This window comes from Bacillus sp. OTU2372, from assembly GCF_038440275.1.
Classification (GTDB): domain Bacteria; phylum Bacillota; class Bacilli; order Bacillales; family Cytobacillaceae; genus Neobacillus; species Neobacillus bataviensis_B.
The window spans coordinates 1-21,141 of record NZ_JASATK010000012.1 but is presented as its reverse complement, the minus strand read 5'-3'; the positions used below and the strand labels follow the sequence as shown (position 1 = coordinate 21,141).

Genomic DNA, 21,141 nt, shown 5'->3' with positions numbered 1-21,141 from the left:
TTGGAGAAACTAACTAAACCGAATGGGGGAAAGATTCACGATGAAATTTGTACTCATTTTGAGCGAACTGCTTGTTCTTATCATTATATGGCTTGTCTTAGATTTTAGGTTAGGACGAAGGAAGCATCATTTGATCACAAGCAAAATCGAGACCGGCATCCTCCATGGCGAGTTAGACATTTTTGCGCATGGAAAGGAATTTTTCCGCAGGTATTTTTCCGAGCTTCAAAAGGCCCAAAAACATATCCATATTTTGTACTACATCGTGAAGAATGACAGCTTGGGACAGGAATTTTTCACTATTTTAAAAGAAAAGGCGCAGGTTGGTGTTGAGGTCCGCTTGCTGATTGACCGTCTTGGCAGTTTTACAATTAAGAAAAAGGAAATTAAAGAACTAAAGGATGCAGGCGTCCTTGTAGCGTTTAGTAATCGAGTCAAACTGCCCTTCCTATTTTATTCAGCACAAGTCCGAAACCACCGGAAAATTTCGATTATTGATGGAAAAGTGGGCTTTATGGGGGGCTTTAATATTGGCAAAGAATATATCGATGAAGATCCGAAACTTAGTCCATGGCGGGATTATCAGTTAATTATAACCGGCGAAAGCGTCAATTTTTTGCAAAGTGAGTTTTTGCTGGATTGGAACGAGTATTCGAGTAAGAAGGTGCAAAACGAACCGAGTTATTTTCCCAAACTGCCTAAAGGCAGTATCCGCCATCAATTTAACCCAACCGAGGCCGGACTGCTAGAAGGAATTTTTATTGATTTAATCAAAAAGGCCGACAAATCAATTATCATCGGCACTCCCTACTTTATTCCAAGCGCATCCATTTTTAAGGAATTACTTGCAGGACGGCGGCGCGGCGTTAGTATTACGCTCATTGTCCCCTACACGGCTGATCATATCCTTGTCCAAGAGGCATCTTACCGCTTTTTGAGGAAGCTCCTTAAGGAAGGTGCATTGGTTTATCAATATCAAAACGGTTTTTATCATGCAAAAACCATCCTGATTGACGATAAGATTTGTGATATTGGCACGGCCAATTTCGATAAACGAAGCTTATTTTTAAATAAAGAAATTAATTGCTATATCTATGATCCAGCCTTTATTGAACGTGTGAGGCAGGTTATCAAAAAAGACATCCTTGATTCTAAACTGCTGTCATTAGAGGACCTTAATAAACCAGATCTATGGCGGTCTGTGAAGGAAACGTTGGCAAGAGCTATCAGCCATTTTTTATAAGGGGGAGTGTTGATGATCAAAATTCGATTCGGCTATGTTTCACATGCGATTAGTTTATGGGGTGCCTCCCCTGCACATACTCTAACCTTTACCCGATACAAACAGCTTACTGCCCGAGAGCGCAAAGAAAAATTGCTTGAGGTGACGAAGCTAAATCTTAAGCATACATTAAGGATGCTTTACTATAATCTTGCCCACGAAATTGAATTGTACCGTTTCTCAAGCTCGATTGTCCCCTTGGCGACACATCCAGAGGTGCGCTGGGATTTTACTACTCCTTTTTTAAAAGAATGGCAGGAAATTGGAGACTTAGTAAAACGGAATCATTTGCGAGTCAGTTTTCATCCGAATCAATTTACCTTGTTTACTTCTCCCAAAAAGACGATTACTGAAAATGCCGTAATTGATATGACGTACCATTATCAGATGTTTGAAGCGATGGGGATCGTGAATCAGGCACTTATCAATATTCATATTGGCGGTGCTTATGGGGATAAGGCGGCCGCAGTGTCGCGGTTTTATGAGAACCTGACCACTTTGCCGCCACACATTAAAAAGGTGATGACTTTAGAAAACGATGATAAAACTTACACAGCTGAAGAAACCTTAACTGTATGTATGAAAGAGGGAATTCCGTTGGTGTTCGATTATCATCATCATATGGCCAATCTTAGTGAGGTACCACTTGAGGAGCTGCTGCCTCAGATTTTTGATACGTGGTCAACTGTCGAAGCTGTTCCGAAAGTCCATATTTCTTCACCAAAAAATGAGAAGGAGTTCCGCTCCCATGCTGATTTTGTTGATCCGGAATTCATCATGCCGTTTGTGAATTTACTGCGTGAACTCAACCGGGATATCGATTTTATGATTGAGGCCAAGGCAAAGGATCAGGCAGCCTTAAAATTAGTCGAGGATTTAAGCAAATTGCGTGGATTTAAGCGAATCAGCGGGGCCAGCCTTGAAATAAAGTGAAAGAGTCTCCGTTTTCTTTGGAGACTCTTTTTTACTCTTCAATTAGATTGAGGACGGGAACATCTCTTTCATTCTCTGGATCTTGTCGTGTATAAATACGGGCCATTTTGGTATTTTCGTCGACATGTTGAATAATGACTGAGGTTCCATCATAGGTGACATTAATCATATCGGCTGATTCTAGTATTTCCTTCGCTCTTCCAACATTCATCTGCTAGGTTCACTCCCTACTCAAATTTCTATCTTTAATATTTGCATTTTTTTGGAAGCTATTCATCTTTTTAAAAATTAAAACCCGGCTAATGTTCCCAACTAGGGAAGTATTACGCCGGGCTTCTCACTGATTATTGCATATATCCTTGACCGGAATTGTTTGAAATATCCTGTCTTACCTGCTGGGCATCTGTTCCGGCAAAACCCCCAAATTGCATGCCGCCCCCTTGTTGACCCATTCCCATGTTAGTTAATTGTTGTAGTCCTTCATGAATTTGCTGAAGTGATTGTTGAGCTTGCTGAACTGCTTGATACAATCTTCTATGTGGCATATAAGATCCCTCCATTTATGTTTTCATCAAACAGCTTTAGTATCTCTCCGTACTCTTCCACCATTCTCATAAATTTATAATTTTTACCATAAAAAAGAGCCCCTAGTATAGTTACCTAACACTAGAGGCCTTTTGTAATCTACATTTTCTCTGGAGCCGAAACGCCAATTAGCGCAAGCGCATTTTTAAGCGTAATTTGCACCGATTTAACCAAAGCAAGACGCGCCTTTGTACGGGCTGGATTATCGCTATCAAGCACCTTGTCCGCATTATAAAAACTGTGGAAGGCCGACGCTAATTCTAAGATATAATTTGTGATCCGGTGCGGCACACGCTTCAGTGCGGCCTCACCGACAGCAGCCGGGAACTCGCCAATTTTCTTTAATAGGTCAACTTCCTTTTCAGAGCCAATTAACGAAAAATCGGCATCCTCATCAACGCTGATTCCCTGCTCCCCGCCGGTACGAAGGATACTGGAAATCCGTGCATGAGCATATTGAGCATAGTATACTGGATTTTCGTTTGATTCGGACACAGCCAAATCCAAGTCAAAATCCATATGGGTATCCGAACTGCGCATCGCAAAGAAATAACGTGTCGCATCGAGGCCAACCTCTTCGACCAAATCACGCATCGTTACCGCTTTACCGGTACGCTTACTCATCTTCATTTTTTCACCATTTTTATAAAGGTGAACTAATTGAATTATTTCGACCTCTAGGGCCTCGCGGTCATATCCTAAGGCCTGGATGGCCGCCTTCATCCGAGGAATATAACCGTGGTGGTCAGCACCCCAAATATTGATTAATTTTTCAAAACCGCGCTCAAGTTTGTCCTTGTGGTAAGCAATATCAGGCGTTAAATAGGTATAAGAGCCGTCTTGCTTAATAAGCACACGGTCTTTATCATCGCCGAAATCAGTTGAACGCAGCCATGTTGCTCCATCCTGCTCATAAATATAGCCGCTTTCACGCAGCGCTTCGAGTGCTCTATCAATTTTTCCATTTTTATAAAGGGAAGTTTCAGAATACCACACATCAAAGCCGACACGGAAATCTTCTAAATCCTTCTGCAGCTTGCCCATTTCATATTTCAAACCATACTCACGGAAAAATTCGAAACGTTCCTCTTCTGGAACATTTACATACTTATCGCCAAACTCTTCAGCCAAGGTTTTACCAATCCCGATAATATCAGCACCGTGATAGCCGTCCTCCGGCATGTCTTTCTCGAGGCCAAGCGCTTGGAAATAACGGGCTTCTACGGATATCGCTAGATTATTAATCTGGTTGCCGGCATCATTAATATAGTATTCACGAGAAACATCGTAGCCAGCCTTCGCCAGGATATTGCTAAGCGAGTCACCAACGGCCGCACCGCGGGCATGTCCAAGGTGCAGGTCCCCGGTTGGATTCGCTGAAACAAACTCAACCTGAACTTTTTGTCCATTGCCAGTCGTCGTTTCTCCGTAGTTGTCTCCAGCTTGAAGAACGGTCGGAATTAAATCTGTTAAATAAGCATTATTCATATAAAAGTTGATAAATCCAGGACCTGCCAGCTCAATTTTTTCAATCGAGGCCTTCGTACGGTCAAAATTGTCCACCAATGCCTCGGCAATCACTCTAGGTGCCTTTTTCGCGACCCGTGCAAGCTGCATCGCCATGTTGGTTGAATAATCACCGTGAGCCTTTTCCTTTGGGATCTCAAGAATGACATCAGGGATCTGTTCTTCTGAAGCTAGGCCTGCCTTCAGCACTGCCGCTTTGATTTCTTCTTTTAGTTTTGTTTGTACCTGTTCTACTATATTCATATTTCATCCTCCTGAAAGGTTATCTCCATATGGTATGTGCCAGCAGGTGAGCCCTGCATCGTGAAATCATAAAGAATATCAATCAGACCTTTTGAAGCCCTGAGTCTTCTTGTCATCGTCATCGTTTCAAATACCCCAAACGGCATCTCATAGCTGCCTCTTAGTTTTTTATGTAACTTGAATGGCAGACGCATCTTGACCGCTCCGCCTCTTAAAATCAGTGCTTCGTCCGGTGCCACCTTAACAATGGTGCGGACTGTGCCTTCTTCTAGCACTTCCTCATATTTAAGAAATGAAGCTCCTTCTTTCTCAAAATAGCGGCCAAACACCTTCAACTCAATCGTCTCTGAGCCTTCTTGCTGGTGAATCGTCGTTTTCACATTAATCTTCATTGGAATCTCTGTACTAGACAAACTTGACAAATCTAACACTTCCTTTATTAAAAAGGAATTTATCATCCTCTTTAAATCATCATCCTAATCATCATAATTAACCTAAGTACATAAATGCATACTTTTCCTATTATAAACTTAGATAACCAACAAATCAAAAAATGCCCGCCCCGCACAGGGACAGGCACCAAAAACAATGGTATCAGGCACCATAAACTATCAAAACACCGTGGAAATACAATAAAAGGTGACAGGCACCGTTTGCACTGTTACCACTTATTTTACCCAGCCAAGGATCATTTCGCGGATCAGTTTGCTGGCGGTGTTGGCTGTTTGTTCTGATGGATCATAGATTGGTGCAACCTCTACTAGGTCACCGCCCACAACGTTTACCTCAGAACGGGCAATTGCATGGATGGATGCCAGCAGTTCTTTTGAGGTGATTCCGCCTGCATCGACGGTTCCTGTTCCTGGCGCGTGTGCAGGGTCTAAGACATCGATGTCGATGGTCACATAAACCGGACGGCCTGCCAGTGTAGGCAGGATTTCCTTTAGTGGCTCAAGGACTTCAAATTTAGAAATATGCATGCCATTTTCTTTCGCCCACTGTAACTCTTCCTTCATGCCGGAACGGATTCCAAAAGAATAAACATTTTTTGGCCCAATATGTTCCGCTATTTTCCGAATTGGCGTGGAATGTGATAACGGTTCTCCTTCGTATTCCTCGCGCAGGTCCGTGTGGGCATCAAAATGGATAATCGCTAAATCCGGATACTTTTTATACATAGCCTTCATAACCGGCCAGGATACAAGGTGCTCACCGCCCATGCCAAGCGGGAACTTGCCAGCCTCTAGAATCTGATCAACAAATTCTTCAATTATATCAAGGCTGCGCTGTGCATTACCAAATGGAAGTGGAATGTCACCGGCATCAAAATATTTTACCTCTTCCAGCTCACGGTCAAGGTAAAAACTATACTCCTCAAGACCAATGGACACTTCACGAATACGGGCAGGGCCAAAACGTGAACCTGGGCGGTAGCTCACCGTCCAATCCATTGGCATTCCGTATAATACAACCTGACTTTCTTCAAAATTCGGGTGACTTTTAATAAAAACATTCCCCGAGTAGGCCTCATCAAAACGCATGCTACTATCCCTCTCTTTTATGTATTTCAAGTTCACAAAGGAATTTTGTGACTGTTTGTTTGTTTTATCGACCCTGATAGGAACAATTATTATTTTTTGTGACCGTCAGACGCCGTTCAACATAACCGCTGGTCATAATAAATAATTATACTGACCAAAACACCGCTCTTCAGGAAGGAATGGGTACAATTCCACTTACTTTAATAGATCCCCCACAAACTTAGGTAACACAAATGCTGCCTTATGCAGTTCTTTTGTGTAATATTTCGTTTCAATATCATGGAAGCGGTCCTCTCTAACCTCAAGCGGATCATATTTCTTTGAACCGATCGTAAACGCCCATAGACCACTTGGGTATGTTGGAATATTGGCCACATACAAACGGGTAATCGCAAAAATCTCTCTTACATCGCGCTGAACATTTCGAATTAAATCCGCTTTAAACCACGGATTATCCGACTGTGCCACGAAGATACCATCTTCCTTTAACGCCTTCGCAATCCCCGCGTAGAATCCTTTTGTAAAGAGGTTCACCGCAGGACCTACCGGTTCGGTTGAATCTACCATAATCACGTCATACTCATTGTCACTTTTTGCAATGTGCATAAATCCGTCATCGACACGTACATCGACACGCGGATCATCAAGCTTGCCGGCAATTTCTGGAAGGAATTTCTTTGAGTACTCGATTACTTTTCCATCAATATCCACTAGGGTTGCTTTCTTTACACTTGGGTGCTTTAGGACTTCGCGGATCACTCCCCCGTCTCCGCCGCCGACCACGAGCACGTTCTCTGGGTTTGGATGGGTGAATAATGGTACGTGTGCAACCATTTCATGGTAAACGAATTCGTCTCGAACCGATGTCATCACCATGTCGTCTAACAACAGCATGTTGCCCCACTCTTCAGTTTCTATCATATCGAGCTTTTGAAATTCAGTTTGTTCTGTATGTAAGGTTTTGTTGATTTTCATGGTGATCCCAAAGTTTTCAGTTTGCTTTTCTGTAAACCAAATTGACATGACCAACTTCCTTCCATTTCGCATATAGTCCAGCGGCCGCATGAACTAAGAGCACAGGCGCTTCCGCTTTTTTCTTATGCTACCCAAACTATTGAATTACAAACATAAGAAAAAGTCTAGCAAAATTTAAAGAATTTTTCCATGAATGTTTAAAATGACTCTATTTTTTCAATACTATTACTATCTAATTTTAAAAAAGCTGGAAATAGGGGTGGTGGACATAATGGAAATCATGACTGATCAAGGGTTTCGAAAGACAATCAAATATTTGCGGGCATTCATCATCATCAGTTTGATAGGCATGATTTGTATGCTCATCCTCTTTGCCGGCGTTCTTGGCTATGCAAAAATACTAGGCCCACCGCCACTTGCTGTCCCGCAATCGACGTTATTTTTCGCTGACAATGGCACCTTGATCGGTGAAAGTAACAGCGGTCAAAAGCGCTACTGGGTCAATATGAAGGATATTTCGCCGGATTTAGTCAATGCCACTGTCTCCGTCGAGGATAAAAACTTTTACCATCATCACGGCTTTGATTTTAAACGAATTGCCGGAGCTGTTGTCGCCGATGTTCAAGCCTTTGCCAAAGTGCAGGGGGCGAGCACCATCACCCAGCAATATGCACGGAACCTGTTCCTTGAGCACGATAAAACCTGGAAGCGTAAGCTGACCGAGGCGTTTTATACCATTCGCCTCGAGATGAACTATTCCAAGAAGGACATTCTTGAAGGCTATTTAAATACCATTTATTACGGCAACGGCGCCTATGGGGTGGAAGCGGCCAGCCAATATTATTTTGGAAAAAAGGCTTCCCAATTAACCCTTGCCGAGGCAAGCATGCTCGCGGGAATACCAAAGGGTCCGGGGATCTACTCACCGCTCGCCAACATGGAGAAAGCCAAAACCCGTCAGGCGATTATTTTAAAAACAATGGTTGAAAACGGCTATATTTCTAAAAAGAAAGCAGAAGCAGCAGCACGGGCACCGCTTAGATTAGAAGGCGTTCACACCACACATAAAGTTAAAGTGGCGCCTTATTTTCAGGATGCCGTCCGGAATGCTCTCAAAAACCAGCTTCATTTAGATGACCGAACGATCGCCCTAGGAGGGTTAAAGGTTTACACAACGCTTAATATAAAGCAGCAGGAAGCAGCTGAAAGGCAAATCAAAGAAAAGGTAGCCAGCTCCTCTGAAATTCAAGTCGGTCTTGTCGCAATGGATCCGAAAACCGGCGATGTCAAAGCAATGGTTGGCGGCCGGGATTATGAAAAAAGTCCATTTAACCGTGCCGTTCAAGCAATCAGGCAGCCTGGCTCAACCATTAAGCCCTTGTTGTATTATGCTGCCCTTGAGCATGGCTTTACCCCATCGTCAACGATGCGGAGCGAGTATACAACGTTTCATTTTGATAATGGTCAGGCCGATTACACACCACATAACTTTAATAACAAATATGCAAATGGGGAAATCACGCTTGCCCAGGCTCTTGCCGTGTCTGACAATATATTTGCCGTCAAAACACATTTATTTTTAGGCGAAGATACCCTAATTGAGACAGCAAAAAAATTCGGTTTGTCTACAAAAATGGCGGAGGTGCCGTCACTTGCTTTAGGTACCTCCGGAGTCCGTATGATTGATATGGCCAATGCTTATAGCATGCTTGCAAACGGAGGAAAACAAGTTCATCCCGAGCTAATTACAAAAGTGGAAGACTATAATGGAAATGTAATTTTTGAAAAAGACGAGCATCATGAACGGGTTTTAAATGCAGCTCGTGCGTACGTCATGACACAAATGTTAACGGGGGTTTTTGATTCAAAGTTAAACGGCTATGCTAAGGTAACCGGAAGCACGGTTAGCAAAAATATCACTCGGCCGTATGCAGGAAAATCCGGCTCAACGGAAACGGACAGCTGGATGATTGGCTACTCGCCTCAGCTGGTTACAGCTGTCTGGGCAGGCTATGACGTCGGAAAGCCTATTGAAATGGTTGCCGAAAAAACATACGCCAAGAAAATTTGGGCCAATTTTATGGAGGATGCCCTAAAAGGGAAGCCGGTTAAGGCATTTAAAGCACCAAAAGAGGGTGTAATCGGGCTGTACGTTGATCCGGATAACGGAAAACTGGCGACAAAGGATTGCCCTGTCCGCCGATTTACGTATTTCGTCAAAGGGACCGAGCCAACCGAATATTGCACTGATCACTTAAAGAACGCTCCTCACGGCAACAAGAAGAATACAGAGGAGAAAAAGGTACCTTGGTATAAGAAAATAATGCCTTGGGAATAGAAAAGCAGAAGGCCCGGTTAGCGACTTTTTAACTGGGCTGAACGTTTTTCGAAGTCAAGTTTTTACTATACTTATATGAGAAAATAGAAAAGCTCCGGATTGCTCCGGAGCTTTTCTTGTCCTAGTTTTACAGTGCTTTCACACTGACTATATCTTACCTTATTTTTAGAAAAAACTTCAAGAATTTAACTTGCATATTTTTCTAAAAAAATTATTCTCCTAGGAGTCCCTTCTTTAGTTCCTCAGTAGAGTTCTCCCATAATACCTCGTTGTGTGCACGCAAGAAATCTGCCAATACCTTTTTAGAAGGGTCATCCATCACATCGACGATAATATGACGCTTAAGGGATTTATCCATACGGTTGACATGCTCCGGCAAAGATTTGTAGCCACGGCGGATTTCACGGTCAACGGTCATATAGCAAGCAGTCACACCTGCATAATAAGGGCCTTCCTCATTGCGGTCAATCGTTACCCAAACCAGCCAATAAGGCTTACCATTCGGAACTTCTTCTTTATTTGGCAAAAATTTAATCCCTTTTTCCACGGCACTGCGGGCATGCATGGCGCCGATATCAATCTCGGCCTCGCCTGCCTCAATATCAATAAACACCGGTGATACATTATCAAGGCTCAATGCCCCTTTTCCAAATCCTTTATGACCATCCATCGGGTCACTTTTTTTGATAATATTAAAACCAAGTTTTTTCTTATTTTCTTCCATTAAAATATAACCCTCCTAAAAAAACAGTGTATAGAAGAAATTGCTTAATCCTTCCCTTACCCCTGGGACGACGAAACTAAAAATAGGCTGTATGGTAAATTGGTCGAGCGGGGTAATCACGAGAATTAAAAAAATCAGCATTCCGTACTGTTCGTATTGTGTCATTTTCGCACGAACATGATGAGGCGCAAGGTCCTCTAGTATTCTGTAGCCATCGAGCGGCGGAAGTGGAATCAGATTGAAGATGAACAAAACGATGTTTAAATTAATAAAAATCATTAGGAATTCATCAAAATGAGCAGAAGACGTTACATTGAAACGCATCAAGCCATATCCGACAATAAAACCGAGCGAGGCTAGGATAAGATTTGAAAGTGGGCCAGCTGCTGAAACTAGGATGCCGGCAAGACGCGGCTTTTTAAAATAAAAACGATTAACTGGTACCGGACGTGCCCAGCCAAATCCCGCCAGGAAAATAAGGATTGTTCCAATCGGATCTAGATGCTTAAACGGATTTAGGGTAAGGCGGCCTTGTTTTTTGGCCGTATTATCGCCAAATTTATAGGCAACATATGCATGGGCAAATTCATGAAACGTGAAGGCAAAAATTAAGGTAATCGCCACATAGGGAATTAACCGCAGTGGGTAGGCCAAGTGGAATCCATCCATTTCATTTCTCCTTCCTTAGTATAAACCGCTAAGAGGAATGGCTAAACCATGTTTCATTTGAACCATTCCTTCTGTATTTCTTTAAGTATAACTGATACCGCTTGTAAAAAGAAAATCAAAAGTGCGCACTATATTGCACTTTTCATGGGTTTGTGAAACACTACTAGTAGTTCATTTAAAAGGAGGAAAGAAAGATGCCATATGTAACAGTTAAGATGCTTGAAGGACGCAGCGAAGACCAAAAACGCGCATTGGTTGAAAAAGTAACTGACGCCGTCAGCGAAACAACAGGTGCCCCAAAAGAAAAAATCACCGTCTTCATCGAAGAAATGAGCAAAAACCACTACGCAGTAGCCGGCGTCCGCGCAAGCGATAAATAAAGTAGACACCGTGAAATTACTAGAAATAGGAGCAACGGTGACAGGCACCATGTGAAGTTTTCACAATATTGCTTCTTCTATCCACCAAAAAAACCGCCTGGGTTCGGTCTTCATCATGACCTAAACCCGGCGGTTTTGAATTTTATTGAACTTTACCTTTTAGGGTTTCAATGTATTGATAGGCCTCATCAATTTCATCTATTGTGTAGCGCTGACTTGCCTTTAAAGTGAACACTTTATCGGCAACTTCTTCTTTTGTGAGATTATCAAAATACAAAACGGTTGAAACTAGCTCGAGGAATCTAGCATTTTGCTCGTTCATATCAATAAAGCAATCCTCTAAACACGGCATCTCCACTTCATTTAAGCTTAAAAACTCTTTCCCCGAGTCTGTCAGCGTATAGCGATATTGGTAGTATCCGCCCTTCTTCTCTTTTACCTCATTTAAAAATCCCATATTACAAAGTTCTTCTACTCTGGTCGTTAATTCCTCTGAATAGGGACCATAAAAGTGAAACTGGAATCGCTCCTGAAAAGGGAAATCTACCTTCTTCGCAATATATATCATCTTCTGCAGCTTTTTTCTCCCAGTAATCTCACCAGAAACCAAAATCGCCTGCATCAGCTTAGCATGATCTTTTAACAACATTCGTCATCTCCTACTCCATCTAAACAGATCTCTATCGGTGTCAGGCACCATTTCTCATATTTTTACTATGCTAAGATCTCTAATGGTGTCAGGCACCATTTCTATTCCAATAGGGCACGCATTTGCTTTTTAAGTTCACTTTGGTTGGAATCGTCTACTAGGAAGTCAGCCGGGTAATAGAGTTTATGGTCCGTTCTCCTCTTTCCGGAAATGGCATCGACGATTTCTGATTCACGGGAAAGCTCTCGTAATTCCCCATTTTTCATTAACAAATGAATCGGCAGCCGTTCTTCCTCCTCGCCTGGACGATAGAAGTCATAAGGCAAGTCCGATGATGAATCAACCACCAAATAATAGTCAGGATCAATTCCCGCTTTTTCAAATAAAACGGTTAATTCAGCAAGTTTTTTATATTCCTTAGCAGGGTCAAATTCCGCATACTTAAATAGATTGCGGTTAACAAAGCGGCGGCAAAGGTCGCTTATTATCGGATCCTGCTCTTCCTGCCAGATCTGAAAATAATAAAAACACACAGACTCATCCAATTTTAAATAGTCTTCTAATGTCACTTGCTCTTTGAACAAAGATGTAAAGTGGATCGGCTCAAGCTTAAAAGAGTAGTTATTCTCATATAAATACTTGGCGCGGTGAAGGATTTTCGTTAAAATCACTTCCGCAGATCGAGAGACAGGATGGAAGTATACCTGCCAGTACATCTGATAGCGGCTCATAATATAGTCCTCAACCGCATGCATGCCGCTTTTTTTAATCACGACCTGCTCTTCTCTAGGGCGCATTACCCGTAAAATCCGTTCCATATCAAATTGACCGTAGCTGACACCGGTAAAATAGGCATCCCGCTGCAGGTAATCCATCCGGTCGGCATCAATCTGACTGGAAATCATACTGACAACAAGCTTTTTTGCAGAGGTTTTGGCTATGACCTCAGCAACCTGCGTCGGAAAATCAGGGCTAACCCTTTGAAGAATCTTATTGACTTCTGTATTTCCTAAAATGATTGCACGGGTTAAGTCTTCATGGTCAAAATCAAATACTTTTTCAAATGAGTGGGAAAATGGGCCATGCCCAAGGTCGTGGAGAAGCGCCGCACATAGTGTAAGCAAGCGTTCGTCATTGTTCCATTCCGGTCTGCCGGCAAAGACATCGTCTATCATACGGCGGACAATTTCATAAACTCCGAGAGAATGGTTAAATCTGCTGTGTTCTGCACCGTGAAAGGTTAAAAAAGTTGTTCCGAGCTGCTTAATCCGGCGCAGACGCTGAAATTCTTTTGTTCCGATTAGATCCCAAATCACTCGGTCTCGGACATGGACATAGCGATGAACGGGGTCTTTAAACACTTTTTCTTCCGTTAACTTTTCAGCCGAATATTGCATGGAATACCCTCTTCCTCAAAACAAATGCTTACTTTCCTACTGCCAATCGGCCAGTGAAATCATTATTCCTATTATATACCAAAAACCAACAAAATTCCGCAGGATTTTTCGACATCAATAGGTGTCAGGCACCATTTACAATACACAGAGATTACCAATGGTGACAAGCACTATTTCTACTATTAACAGGTGATAAAGGGTGTCAGGCACTAGTACTAAAAAGAAAAAATCACCTTTGGTCTAGTGGGACGGAGGTGATTATCTTATTCTTGATCTATTCTTCAGCCGCAGCTTTACTTAATCTTTTTATTTACCTTCTCCATTAATTCCTCTTCTGTTAATGCAGCAACAGGGCGGTTGTTAACGAAGGCAAAAGTCTTTTTCCGGCCGGGGCCGCAATAGGATTGGCAGCCAATTTTGATTTCCGCATCCGGGTCAATTTCTTTCAAACGAGGGATCAATGTCTTTAAATTAACGGCCTGGCAATCATCGCAAACGCGAAATTCATTGGACATTTCATCCACCCCTTTCTATCGGCAATCTATTATCTACTCACTATTTTATCCAATTAACACCATTAGTAATTTGCTAAATACAATTATCTTACAAACCGTCTAACTCCATAGGTCATTTTACAGGTTCTTTTTTTTCAATGCAAGCTGAAATCATTAGTAACTCTTGTCAAACACTCTTGAATCTTTTAGTTAAAAAATCTACTATCCTTGTATTCATTTTGGTATAAACCCTGAAAAACTTGTCCATCCTAAGACTAGAACTTTAAAATATCGTCAGTCAATGGAGCTGACAAATTGGAAAATTCATTTAGGGAGTTGAAAAATATGAAAGTTCGTCAAGATGCATGGACAGATGAAAATGACTTACTTTTAGCTGAAACTGTTCTTCGTCATGTAAGAGAAGGCAGCACCCAGCTAAATGCTTTCGAGGAGGTAGGGGATAAACTTAACCGCACCTCGGCAGCCTGTGGCTTCAGATGGAACGCAGTCGTCCGCCATCGCTATGAAAAAGCATTGCAATTAGCGAAAAAGCAACGCAAACAAAGACAAAGAGTGTTAGGCAAAGACCAAGGCGGCAAGAAAAAGCTGCTCTACAATCCACCAGTTCCTGCTACAGATGAAATAGAAACACTAGCACCACTGCATATGGAAATGCCGATGGAAACAACCATTGACATGCCGGAAATGTCAGATATGCCAGATATGCCAGATATGCAGACAGAAATCGCTGCTGAAACCTATGTGAAACCAGCAGCACCTGCAGTACCAAGCTATCGAACCGCTGCAGCAACTGGAGGACTTTCACTTGATGCCGTTATCTCTTATTTGCAAAACTTTCATCATGCCAATCTGCAAAATGAAGCACTAAAAAGTGAGAATGAAAGATTGAAAAGAGAAATGCTTGAGTTAAGAAAGCAAAACGAGGAAATGGCCGCGAAGATCGAAGGGCTGGAGCAGAATACCGAAACCATTCAGGAAGATTACGAGACGCTGATGAAAATCATGAATCGTGCCCGTAAACTTGTATTGTTTGAAGAAGAGGAAAGACCCGCTACTAAATTCAAAATGGACCGTAACGGCAACCTCGAAAAAGTAGCCGAGTAAGCATCTTTCCAGAGAATTATTGGGAGAAGAGGCAAAGCGCAGCAGCACTTAATATAGAAAGCCGTAAATCTACCGAAAAGATTTACGGCTTTTTTAAAAGATAAGAATGTATATAAGTTTTTGACTTTGAGAATTGTCTAGCTCCAGCGCCTAGCCCCTCGATGGTCTACAGCCATTCCGTCCAAAAGGTTAAAAAGCAACCTTTCGGACGGCTCGTCTTATGCTTGGCTACAGAAAGCTATTGCTTTCTGTACGCATTAAGGGCGACTAGTCTCTGGCCCTCATTCGCCGGCCAGTCGACAAGTCGCCCTATATCGGGGCTGACCAAGGCGCTTCCGCTTTTCTTATAAGGAAATTGCCCATTTAACGCCAGATTAACCTTTTAAATTCACCATTTCAGCAATTTTTTCATTTCGGTCAACGACACGTTGATAGTACCCCGGAAACAAACTAAGCTCAAACTCATTCAGCTGCCCAGCATACAAATAATCACTATTCATTTTTAACTGCTTAAGTAACCGCAGCATCACATCGGAGATCGTCAATTCAACACCGAATAATTCCGACAGCGAGGCCATCACCGCAGGAACAACCTCCGGATAAACAAATTTCGTTTCCATCTCTTTTTTTGCAAGCTGGTAAAATCCCCTTACCAGTTCAGCCCGCTTTGAGCCGCTCCCATTGACGCACAAATAAATCTGCACCGCTACTCCACGTTTTAAACGCCGCTGCGAGATCCCGGCAAACTTTTTCCCGCCGATACTTAGGTCATAACTTCCCGGGCAATAAGAGCCAACAATTTCCCGGGCCTCAATCGGCTGCGGAAAATCGGCAAACATCTGTTTGATCAGCTGCCACATGACATCATAGCCGCGATTGATATCAATCCCTTTTTCAACCTCTGGAAAAATTAACGAGATATTGAGGACCCCCTCATCAAGCACAACCGCTAACCCCCCGGAATTCCGGACAATCGGCTGATAGCCCTGAGCAGTCAAAAATTGAATGCCCTCCTGCAAAAATGGCAATCTCGTATCCTGTATCCCTAATACCACCGTATTATGGTGCACCCACGTTCGTGCCGTTGCCGGTGCCTTGCCTGCACCCACAGACGCGCATAATGTATCATCCGTTCCAAAAGATTGTAATGCTTGAAAATGAATCCCAACCGCCGACTGGTCGATGATCCGCCATTCGTACTGGCGCAGTAAACCTTCCATTTTTGTAACTCCTTAATGGTTTAATAGGCTTATTTTATCAAAAAAAAGGGAATTTAAACAGCCTGGCCAGGTTCACTCCTTTAAGACCCTAGAAAAAAGAGCCAGCCCTTCTTGGACCAGCCCATTCTTTATTATAATCCTTGTGCAGCCGTAATTAACGCAAGCTTGTACACATCTTCTTCGTTACAACCGCGGGATAGATCATTTACAGGTGCATTTAACCCTTGTAAAATCGGACCTACCGCTTCAAATCCGCCTAAACGCTGTGCAATTTTATAACCGATGTTTCCTGCTTCAAGGCTTGGGAAAATAAACACATTGGCATCCCCTTGCAGCACAGAACCAGGTGCCTTGCTTTTTGCAACAGAAGGAACAAACGCGGCATCAAACTGGAATTCTCCGTCCAATACAAGCGATGCATCGCGGCGTTTTGCTTCTGCCACTGCCTCCGCGACACGCTCAGTTTCCGGTGATTTAGCTGAGCCTTTTGTAGAAAAGCTTAACATCGCAATCCGCGGCTCGATATCAAACATTTCCGCTGTTTTTGCACTCTCAATCGCAATCTCCGCTAAATCATTGCTGTCTGGAGCAATATTAATCGCACAATCAGCAAATACATATTTCTCATCTTCACGAACCATGATGAACACACCGGACGTTTTCTTCACGCCTGCTTTAGTTTTAATAATCTGCAGCGCAGGGCGAACCGTATCGGCCGTAGAATGAGCCGCACCGCTGACAAGACCGTGTGCTTTATTTAAATACACAAGCATGGTGCCAAAATAATTTTCGTCCAGCAAAATTTTGCGGGCATCCTCTTCCGTTGCCTTTCCTTTGCGGCGGTCAACGAATGCAGCTACTAACTCGTCCATTCCTGCATATGTAGCAGGGTCATAAATTTCTGCAGACTCCAAAGAAACGCCAACCTCGTTTGCCTTTGCCTGCACTTGTTCAATGTTCCCTACCAAAATAGGTGTAATTAAATTTTCTTCAGCCAAACGGCTGGCTGCACGAATAATCCGCTCATCTAATCCCTCTGGAAAAACAATCCGCAAATTACGGCCAGAAATCTTTTGTTTTAAACCTTCAAATAAATCACTCACGACAATATCCTCCCTTAGAAAAACTACCTCTTCTAGCATACTTTACCAAGGTGAAATTTCAAGCAATGTACGTCACAGGTAGCGGTTTCATTAAAAAGTTTTTGTTTTCAAAAAATTACACTCTCACTCTTACTATTTACCCTTTTTTATAAAAATATCCACTTCTCTACATTTAGGGTTTTATTAAGGCGGCACTTGGTCAAACTATGATATAGTTAAGATTGGAAATAAGAAGAATGATTATTTAGGAGTGATTATAATGAGTGAAGCAGCACAAACGCTTGATGGCTGGTATTGCCTTCATGATTTCCGTACCGTTGATTGGACAACTTGGAAAATGCTTCCGAGTGATGAGCGCGAGGCCGCCATTCACGAGTTTTTAAGTCTTGTTGAAAACTGGAACGAGACACAAGCACGCAAAGAAGGCAGTCATGCTTTATATACAATCGTCGGTCAAAAGGCTGATTTTATGATGATGATCCTTCGTCCAACGATGGAGGAACTAAACGAACTCGAAACCCAATTCAATAAAACAAAATTAGCAGAGTTTACGATTCCTGCTCATTCCTATGTATCCGTTGTTGAACTCAGCAACTATCTGCCAGCAGGTGAGGACCCATACCAGAACCCGCAAATCCTTGCACGCCTTTACCCAACATTGCCAAAAGCCAAGCATGTCTGCTTCTATCCAATGGACAAGCGCCGTCAAGGCAATGATAACTGGTACATGCTGCCGATGGAAGAGCGCCGCAGCTTGATGCGCAGCCACGGTATGATCGGACGTACATATGCTGGCAAAGTAAAACAAATCATCACCGGTTCTGTTGGCTTCGACGATTACGAATGGGGTGTTACCCTCTTCGCAGAAGAAGTGCTCCAATTTAAAAAGCTCATATACGAAATGCGTTTTGATGAAGTCAGCGCCCGTTATGGTGAATTTGGTGCCTTCTTCGTTGGCAATCTGCTAGAGGAAGAACGCGTACCAAGATTCCTTCACGTTTAAATTAGAAAGCTTCAGTGCCTTGATTCGGCGCTGAAGCTAGACTGTTACCGAGGTTCAATAATTATTTTTTTTTTAAAGTTCTCGAGGCTTTGGCTTCGAGAACTTTTTTCTGTTTTAAACAGCAGTTCATTCAGTCATAATTCAATCTTTTTTCTCATACTTATTAAACAGCGAGTCTCAAGATTAAGCTCCGAAAGTCTCATCAAAAAGAGGTGAGAAAAGAGCCAAAAAAACTGTCACGATTTTGGGTTCAAAGGAGTATGAATAGAATTGTTAGGTCATTCGTCTATCCACAATACTATTGAATGAGTTTTATAGGAGGGAAAAAGATGAGCCAATATTACAATCCACAAGGATTCCAGCCTTATACAGGGGCGGCCGGCCAGCAGGGTGCACAGCCAATCGCAGGCGGGCAAGGCTTCATGCCTGGTCAACAAGGTTTTCCACAATTTCCGCCGGCAGGAGCCGGAAGTGTTCCAACAGCACCGCCCCAAGGCGCTGCATCAGCACCTGGCATGCTGCCAATCGAACAGTCATACATTGAAAATATTCTCCGCTTGAACAAAGGAAAATTAGTAAGTGTATTTGCAACATTTGAAGGAAACAATCAATGGAATGCCAAAGAGTTTAAAGGAATCATTGAAGCAGCCGGTCGAGACCACGTAATCTTAAGTGATCCGCAAGTCGGCACACGATACCTCATTCCTATGGTAGCTGTCGACTATATTACCTTCTCCGAAGAAATTGAATATGAATATCCATACGGTGCCGGACCTTCTTTAGGAACATACCCGCCAAGATAAATAGAGCAGGCGCGGGAAGCTGGATAATAAAACAGGCATTGGGACTTTTCCCAATGCCTGTTTTTCCTATTAAAAGTTCTTTACTGCTCCAACGATCATTAACACCCAAGCCGCCAAAAAGCAAACCCCGCCAATCGGTGTAATCGCTCCTAAAACTCCCACCTTTGTTAAGCTTAAAAGATACAAGCTGCCGCTAAAGAAAATAATCCCCACGAGCATTAACCACCCGGACCAATTAAAAAGGGAGCTCATTGGCACTTTGCCGAGAAGCAGCGCAATAATAAGAATTCCGGTGGCATGGAACATTTGATACGTAACACCCGTTTTCCAAATCTCTAAATAATGGGCATCCAGTCTGTCCTTTAGACCATGTGCACCGAACGCTCCGAGCGCCACCGCCAAAAAGGCATTAATGGCCCCAACAATAATAAATGCTTTCATATCAAAATTCCCCCATCTTAAAAATCAAATAGTGAATCTCCGTTTGCCTCATCATCCATTTCAATCTTTTTAGGCTGCTGTAAGGACGGGCCTTGCTGAAATACTTGTTGATTCATTAATGGCTGTCGATAAACCTGCTGTGTGATTACCGGCTGAGCTGTTGCTGCAGCAGGCTTCATACTCATCTGCTTTTCATCTAGTATGAGTTCGCATAATATTTTAATAGAGTAAATCTTTTCCCGCAAGTTTTCTTCCTTTGCGCTAGTTTTTGCTAATTTTAATTCCTCTTCTATTTTGGCCAGTAATTTCTCAACAGATATATTCATGTGCGACACCTCTAAGTTCAATCTCATATTTATTCTACATGATTATCGGCTATTTTACGAAAAAATAGACCTTATCCGCTATTCGACATGTTTCACGTGAAACATGTCATATTCTAGGTGGAATATCCACCCATTAAGGGCAATTAAGAAACCAAATACCATATTTTGTAGAATAAGTTGGGGGTTTTGTAGAATCACTAGTTCTTGGCGTAGAATTATGCCTACTTTTGTAGAATCCAACCTTATTTTTGTAGAATTCCCTGTCAAACCACTTTAAAACCCGAACCATTCCTGGCCCGGGCTCCCTTTTAACCTAATATTCTTTGATAGATTGACTTGGCGTGGATCAAATCTTTTGTTCCATGGATGAGCGCGCGGCCATCTTGAAAAATAACCATCCGTTCTGCGCCCATTTCAACCGATATCAAGTATGGATTGCCTTTAACTTGGTAACCTAGCTGATTTAGTTGTCCCGCAAGCTTCTCGAGGGAAACATCTCCATAACTAGACGGCCGGATCTGCACGGTGTCGCGGCCGCACAGGACGGAGGTCTTGGTCATGTTTTCTTGGTTCAAATAAGGATAGGACCGCTCCTCGCCGCACGACAAGCAGCCGGGAAATTTAGCTTTGGACATTTTTAGGCTTGTGTATTGATTCCGCCATAAATCAAAGCTGACAAAGGTAGTCCGGACTGCTTCCCAGTCCTCGACCAGCATCTTCAAAGCCTCAGCGGTTTGTTGGGCGATGACCATTTGCACAGTGGGCGATATAATTCCTCCCGTATCGCAAGTCATTCCCTGAAGCGGGATGGTCCGCAGTAAACAATTCAAACATGGAGTTTTCCCGGGGATAATCGAAAAACTCATCCCAAAGCTGCCGACGCAGGCACCATAAATCCACGGAATATTGTATTTCTGGGAAACATCGTTCATAACCATCCGGGTTTCAAAATTATCGGTCGCATCCATCATCAAATCAATACCAGCAACCAATTCTTCCAGCAGCTCCGGGGTAGCGTCGCCGATTATTGCCTGTATCTCTACATCTGAGTTAATTGCCCGGAGCCGTTTCTCCGCTGCAGCCGCTTTTGGCAGTTTTTCCGCTACATCCTCTTCGGTATAAAGTTGCTGGCGCTGAAGATTGCTCTCTTCCACATAATCTCTGTCAACGATGGTTATTTTTCCGACTCCAGCCCGAGTTAACACCTCCGCGCTCCCGGAGCCTAAGGCCCCTGCCCCAATGATGAGGACATGCTTCTGCCTAATCTTTGTTTGTCCTCCCTTTCCGATTCCAGAAAAAAGGACTTGCCGTGAATAGCGCTCATTCATAAAATCCCCCCCAATCGATAAGAAAAACTCGCCTTACTTGAAGTGCACCAAAATT

The 21,141-nt window shown here is 42.9% G+C and carries 23 protein-coding genes; 7 read left to right on the top strand and 16 right to left on the bottom strand.

From position 1 onward, the window contains the following. The first annotated feature begins 40 nt into the window (after positions 1-40). Both cls and uvsE read left to right on the top strand, forming a co-directional pair. Entirely contained in the window at positions 41-1,243 is a 1,203-nt protein-coding gene (gene cls / locus AAHB15_RS18135; RefSeq protein WP_342043026.1) for a cardiolipin synthase, read from the top strand. A 15-nt stretch (positions 1,244-1,258) separates the two neighbouring features. Beyond that, positions 1,259-2,215 carry a UV DNA damage repair endonuclease UvsE gene (gene uvsE / locus AAHB15_RS18130; RefSeq protein ID WP_335573623.1) on the top strand — a complete coding sequence of 319 codons (957 nt, stop codon included), beginning with the start codon at positions 1,259-1,261 and terminating at the stop codon, positions 2,213-2,215. Between the two features lie 31 nt (positions 2,216-2,246). Here uvsE and AAHB15_RS18125 read toward each other — a convergent pair whose 3' ends face one another. The 6 genes from AAHB15_RS18125 to speE all read right to left on the bottom strand — a co-directional run bounded on the left by AAHB15_RS18125 (position 2,247) and on the right by speE (position 7,134). Beyond that, positions 2,247-2,426 carry an H-type small acid-soluble spore protein gene (locus tag AAHB15_RS18125; protein WP_335573608.1) on the bottom strand — a complete coding sequence of 60 codons (180 nt, stop codon included), beginning with the start codon at positions 2,424-2,426 and terminating at the stop codon, positions 2,247-2,249. 133 nt (positions 2,427-2,559) lie between these two features. Beyond that, positions 2,560-2,760 carry a hypothetical protein gene (locus AAHB15_RS18120; protein WP_342043025.1) on the bottom strand — a complete coding sequence of 67 codons (201 nt, stop codon included), beginning with the start codon at positions 2,758-2,760 and terminating at the stop codon, positions 2,560-2,562. Positions 2,761-2,899: 139 nt separating this feature from the next. Then, complete coding sequence (gene argS / locus AAHB15_RS18115) at positions 2,900-4,570, bottom strand: arginine--tRNA ligase (protein WP_335573609.1); 1,671 nt, start codon at positions 4,568-4,570, stop codon at positions 2,900-2,902. After that, entirely contained in the window at positions 4,567-5,001 is a 435-nt protein-coding gene (locus AAHB15_RS18110) for a DUF1934 domain-containing protein (RefSeq protein WP_446715885.1), read from the bottom strand. The genes argS and AAHB15_RS18110 overlap by 4 nt, the downstream gene beginning before the upstream one ends. 237 nt (positions 5,002-5,238) lie before the next feature. Next, complete coding sequence (speB, locus tag AAHB15_RS18105) at positions 5,239-6,111, bottom strand: agmatinase (protein ID WP_144566066.1); 873 nt, start codon at positions 6,109-6,111, stop codon at positions 5,239-5,241. Between the two features lie 195 nt (positions 6,112-6,306). After that, on the bottom strand, positions 6,307-7,134 hold the full coding sequence (gene speE / locus AAHB15_RS18100; protein ID WP_335573611.1) for a spermidine synthase: 828 nt from the start codon (positions 7,132-7,134) through the stop codon (positions 6,307-6,309). Between the two features lie 223 nt (positions 7,135-7,357). Between speE and AAHB15_RS18095 the strand changes: the two genes are divergently transcribed. Further along, the gene (locus AAHB15_RS18095) at positions 7,358-9,424 is read left to right on the top strand and encodes a transglycosylase domain-containing protein (RefSeq protein WP_335573612.1); all 2,067 of its coding nucleotides are present in this window, start codon (positions 7,358-7,360) and stop codon (positions 9,422-9,424) included. 211 nt (positions 9,425-9,635) lie between these two features. Here AAHB15_RS18095 and AAHB15_RS18090 read toward each other — a convergent pair whose 3' ends face one another. Both AAHB15_RS18090 and AAHB15_RS18085 read right to left on the bottom strand, forming a co-directional pair. Continuing rightward, a complete protein-coding gene (locus AAHB15_RS18090; RefSeq protein ID WP_335573613.1) occupies positions 9,636-10,148 on the bottom strand; it encodes a YwhD family protein in 513 nt (170 codons plus the stop codon). Between the two features lie 15 nt (positions 10,149-10,163). Further along, on the bottom strand, positions 10,164-10,817 hold the full coding sequence (locus AAHB15_RS18085; RefSeq protein ID WP_335573614.1) for a site-2 protease family protein: 654 nt from the start codon (positions 10,815-10,817) through the stop codon (positions 10,164-10,166). Positions 10,818-11,011: 194 nt separating this feature from the next. Between AAHB15_RS18085 and AAHB15_RS18080 the strand changes: the two genes are divergently transcribed. After that, complete coding sequence (locus tag AAHB15_RS18080) at positions 11,012-11,197, top strand: 2-hydroxymuconate tautomerase (protein ID WP_144566071.1); 186 nt, start codon at positions 11,012-11,014, stop codon at positions 11,195-11,197. 142 nt (positions 11,198-11,339) lie between these two features. On the opposite strand, the gene AAHB15_RS18075 is transcribed toward AAHB15_RS18080, so the two are convergent. The 3 genes from AAHB15_RS18075 to AAHB15_RS18065 form a co-directional block, all read right to left on the bottom strand. Beyond that, the gene (locus AAHB15_RS18075; RefSeq protein ID WP_144566200.1) at positions 11,340-11,843 is read right to left on the bottom strand and encodes a YwgA family protein; all 504 of its coding nucleotides are present in this window, start codon (positions 11,841-11,843) and stop codon (positions 11,340-11,342) included. A gap of 104 nt (positions 11,844-11,947) precedes the next feature. Continuing rightward, positions 11,948-13,243 carry an HD domain-containing protein gene (locus AAHB15_RS18070; RefSeq protein ID WP_335573615.1) on the bottom strand — a complete coding sequence of 432 codons (1,296 nt, stop codon included), beginning with the start codon at positions 13,241-13,243 and terminating at the stop codon, positions 11,948-11,950. Positions 13,244-13,536: 293 nt separating this feature from the next. Beyond that, positions 13,537-13,758, bottom strand: a complete 222-nt coding sequence (locus AAHB15_RS18065) for a DUF1450 domain-containing protein (RefSeq protein ID WP_007087472.1) — start codon at positions 13,756-13,758, stop codon at positions 13,537-13,539. A 324-nt stretch (positions 13,759-14,082) separates the two neighbouring features. Between AAHB15_RS18065 and AAHB15_RS18060 the strand changes: the two genes are divergently transcribed. Continuing rightward, positions 14,083-14,862 carry an RsfA family transcriptional regulator gene (locus tag AAHB15_RS18060; RefSeq protein ID WP_335573616.1) on the top strand — a complete coding sequence of 260 codons (780 nt, stop codon included), beginning with the start codon at positions 14,083-14,085 and terminating at the stop codon, positions 14,860-14,862. A 374-nt stretch (positions 14,863-15,236) separates the two neighbouring features. Here the strand turns inward: AAHB15_RS18060 and AAHB15_RS18055 are convergent, their stop codons facing one another. Both AAHB15_RS18055 and pta read right to left on the bottom strand, forming a co-directional pair. Continuing rightward, entirely contained in the window at positions 15,237-16,082 is an 846-nt protein-coding gene (locus tag AAHB15_RS18055; RefSeq protein ID WP_335573617.1) for a lipoate--protein ligase family protein, read from the bottom strand. Between the two features lie 131 nt (positions 16,083-16,213). Then, positions 16,214-17,185, bottom strand: a complete 972-nt coding sequence (pta, locus tag AAHB15_RS18050) for a phosphate acetyltransferase (protein WP_098527723.1) — start codon at positions 17,183-17,185, stop codon at positions 16,214-16,216. Positions 17,186-17,444: 259 nt separating this feature from the next. On the opposite strand from pta, the gene hemQ reads away from it, so the two are divergent. Next, positions 17,445-18,188, top strand: coding sequence for a hydrogen peroxide-dependent heme synthase (gene hemQ / locus AAHB15_RS18045; protein WP_342043024.1), 744 nt, complete (start codon positions 17,445-17,447; stop codon positions 18,186-18,188). A 329-nt stretch (positions 18,189-18,517) separates the two neighbouring features. Further along, positions 18,518-18,991 carry a spore coat protein GerQ gene (gene gerQ / locus AAHB15_RS18040; RefSeq protein WP_335573619.1) on the top strand — a complete coding sequence of 158 codons (474 nt, stop codon included), beginning with the start codon at positions 18,518-18,520 and terminating at the stop codon, positions 18,989-18,991. 69 nt (positions 18,992-19,060) lie between these two features. Here gerQ and AAHB15_RS18035 read toward each other — a convergent pair whose 3' ends face one another. The 3 genes from AAHB15_RS18035 to AAHB15_RS18025 all read right to left on the bottom strand — a co-directional run bounded on the left by AAHB15_RS18035 (position 19,061) and on the right by AAHB15_RS18025 (position 21,086). After that, positions 19,061-19,432: a DUF423 domain-containing protein gene (locus AAHB15_RS18035; RefSeq protein ID WP_098527720.1), complete on the bottom strand. Its 372-nt coding sequence runs from the start codon at positions 19,430-19,432 to the stop codon at positions 19,061-19,063. Between the two features lie 17 nt (positions 19,433-19,449). Next, positions 19,450-19,758, bottom strand: a complete 309-nt coding sequence (locus AAHB15_RS18030; protein ID WP_335573620.1) for a YwdI family protein — start codon at positions 19,756-19,758, stop codon at positions 19,450-19,452. A 308-nt stretch (positions 19,759-20,066) separates the two neighbouring features. Further along, entirely contained in the window at positions 20,067-21,086 is a 1,020-nt protein-coding gene (locus tag AAHB15_RS18025) for a thiazole biosynthesis adenylyltransferase ThiF (RefSeq protein WP_335573621.1), read from the bottom strand. Positions 21,087-21,141 lie beyond the last annotated feature (55 nt).

Coding starts and splice junctions, on each gene's coding strand:
- cls (WP_342043026.1), top strand. CDS start 41: ATGAAATTTGTACTCATTTTGAGCGAACTGCTTGTTCTTATCATTATA.
- AAHB15_RS18125 (WP_335573608.1), bottom strand. CDS start 2,426: ATGAATGTTGGAAGAGCGAAGGAAATACTAGAATCAGCCGATATGATT.
- AAHB15_RS18120 (WP_342043025.1), bottom strand. CDS start 2,760: ATGCCACATAGAAGATTGTATCAAGCAGTTCAGCAAGCTCAACAATCA.
- argS (WP_335573609.1), bottom strand. CDS start 4,570: ATGAATATAGTAGAACAGGTACAAACAAAACTAAAAGAAGAAATCAAA.
- speB (WP_144566066.1), bottom strand. CDS start 6,111: ATGCGTTTTGATGAGGCCTACTCGGGGAATGTTTTTATTAAAAGTCAC.
- speE (WP_335573611.1), bottom strand. CDS start 7,134: ATGTCAATTTGGTTTACAGAAAAGCAAACTGAAAACTTTGGGATCACC.
- AAHB15_RS18095 (WP_335573612.1), top strand. CDS start 7,358: ATGGAAATCATGACTGATCAAGGGTTTCGAAAGACAATCAAATATTTG.
- AAHB15_RS18090 (WP_335573613.1), bottom strand. CDS start 10,148: ATGGAAGAAAATAAGAAAAAACTTGGTTTTAATATTATCAAAAAAAGT.
- AAHB15_RS18085 (WP_335573614.1), bottom strand. CDS start 10,817: ATGGATGGATTCCACTTGGCCTACCCACTGCGGTTAATTCCCTATGTG.
- AAHB15_RS18080 (WP_144566071.1), top strand. CDS start 11,012: ATGCCATATGTAACAGTTAAGATGCTTGAAGGACGCAGCGAAGACCAA.
- AAHB15_RS18070 (WP_335573615.1), bottom strand. CDS start 13,243: ATGCAATATTCGGCTGAAAAGTTAACGGAAGAAAAAGTGTTTAAAGAC.
- AAHB15_RS18065 (WP_007087472.1), bottom strand. CDS start 13,758: ATGTCCAATGAATTTCGCGTTTGCGATGATTGCCAGGCCGTTAATTTA.
- AAHB15_RS18060 (WP_335573616.1), top strand. CDS start 14,083: ATGAAAGTTCGTCAAGATGCATGGACAGATGAAAATGACTTACTTTTA.
- AAHB15_RS18055 (WP_335573617.1), bottom strand. CDS start 16,082: ATGGAAGGTTTACTGCGCCAGTACGAATGGCGGATCATCGACCAGTCG.
- hemQ (WP_342043024.1), top strand. CDS start 17,445: ATGAGTGAAGCAGCACAAACGCTTGATGGCTGGTATTGCCTTCATGAT.
- gerQ (WP_335573619.1), top strand. CDS start 18,518: ATGAGCCAATATTACAATCCACAAGGATTCCAGCCTTATACAGGGGCG.
- AAHB15_RS18035 (WP_098527720.1), bottom strand. CDS start 19,432: ATGAAAGCATTTATTATTGTTGGGGCCATTAATGCCTTTTTGGCGGTG.
- AAHB15_RS18030 (WP_335573620.1), bottom strand. CDS start 19,758: ATGAATATATCTGTTGAGAAATTACTGGCCAAAATAGAAGAGGAATTA.
- AAHB15_RS18025 (WP_335573621.1), bottom strand. CDS start 21,086: ATGAATGAGCGCTATTCACGGCAAGTCCTTTTTTCTGGAATCGGAAAG.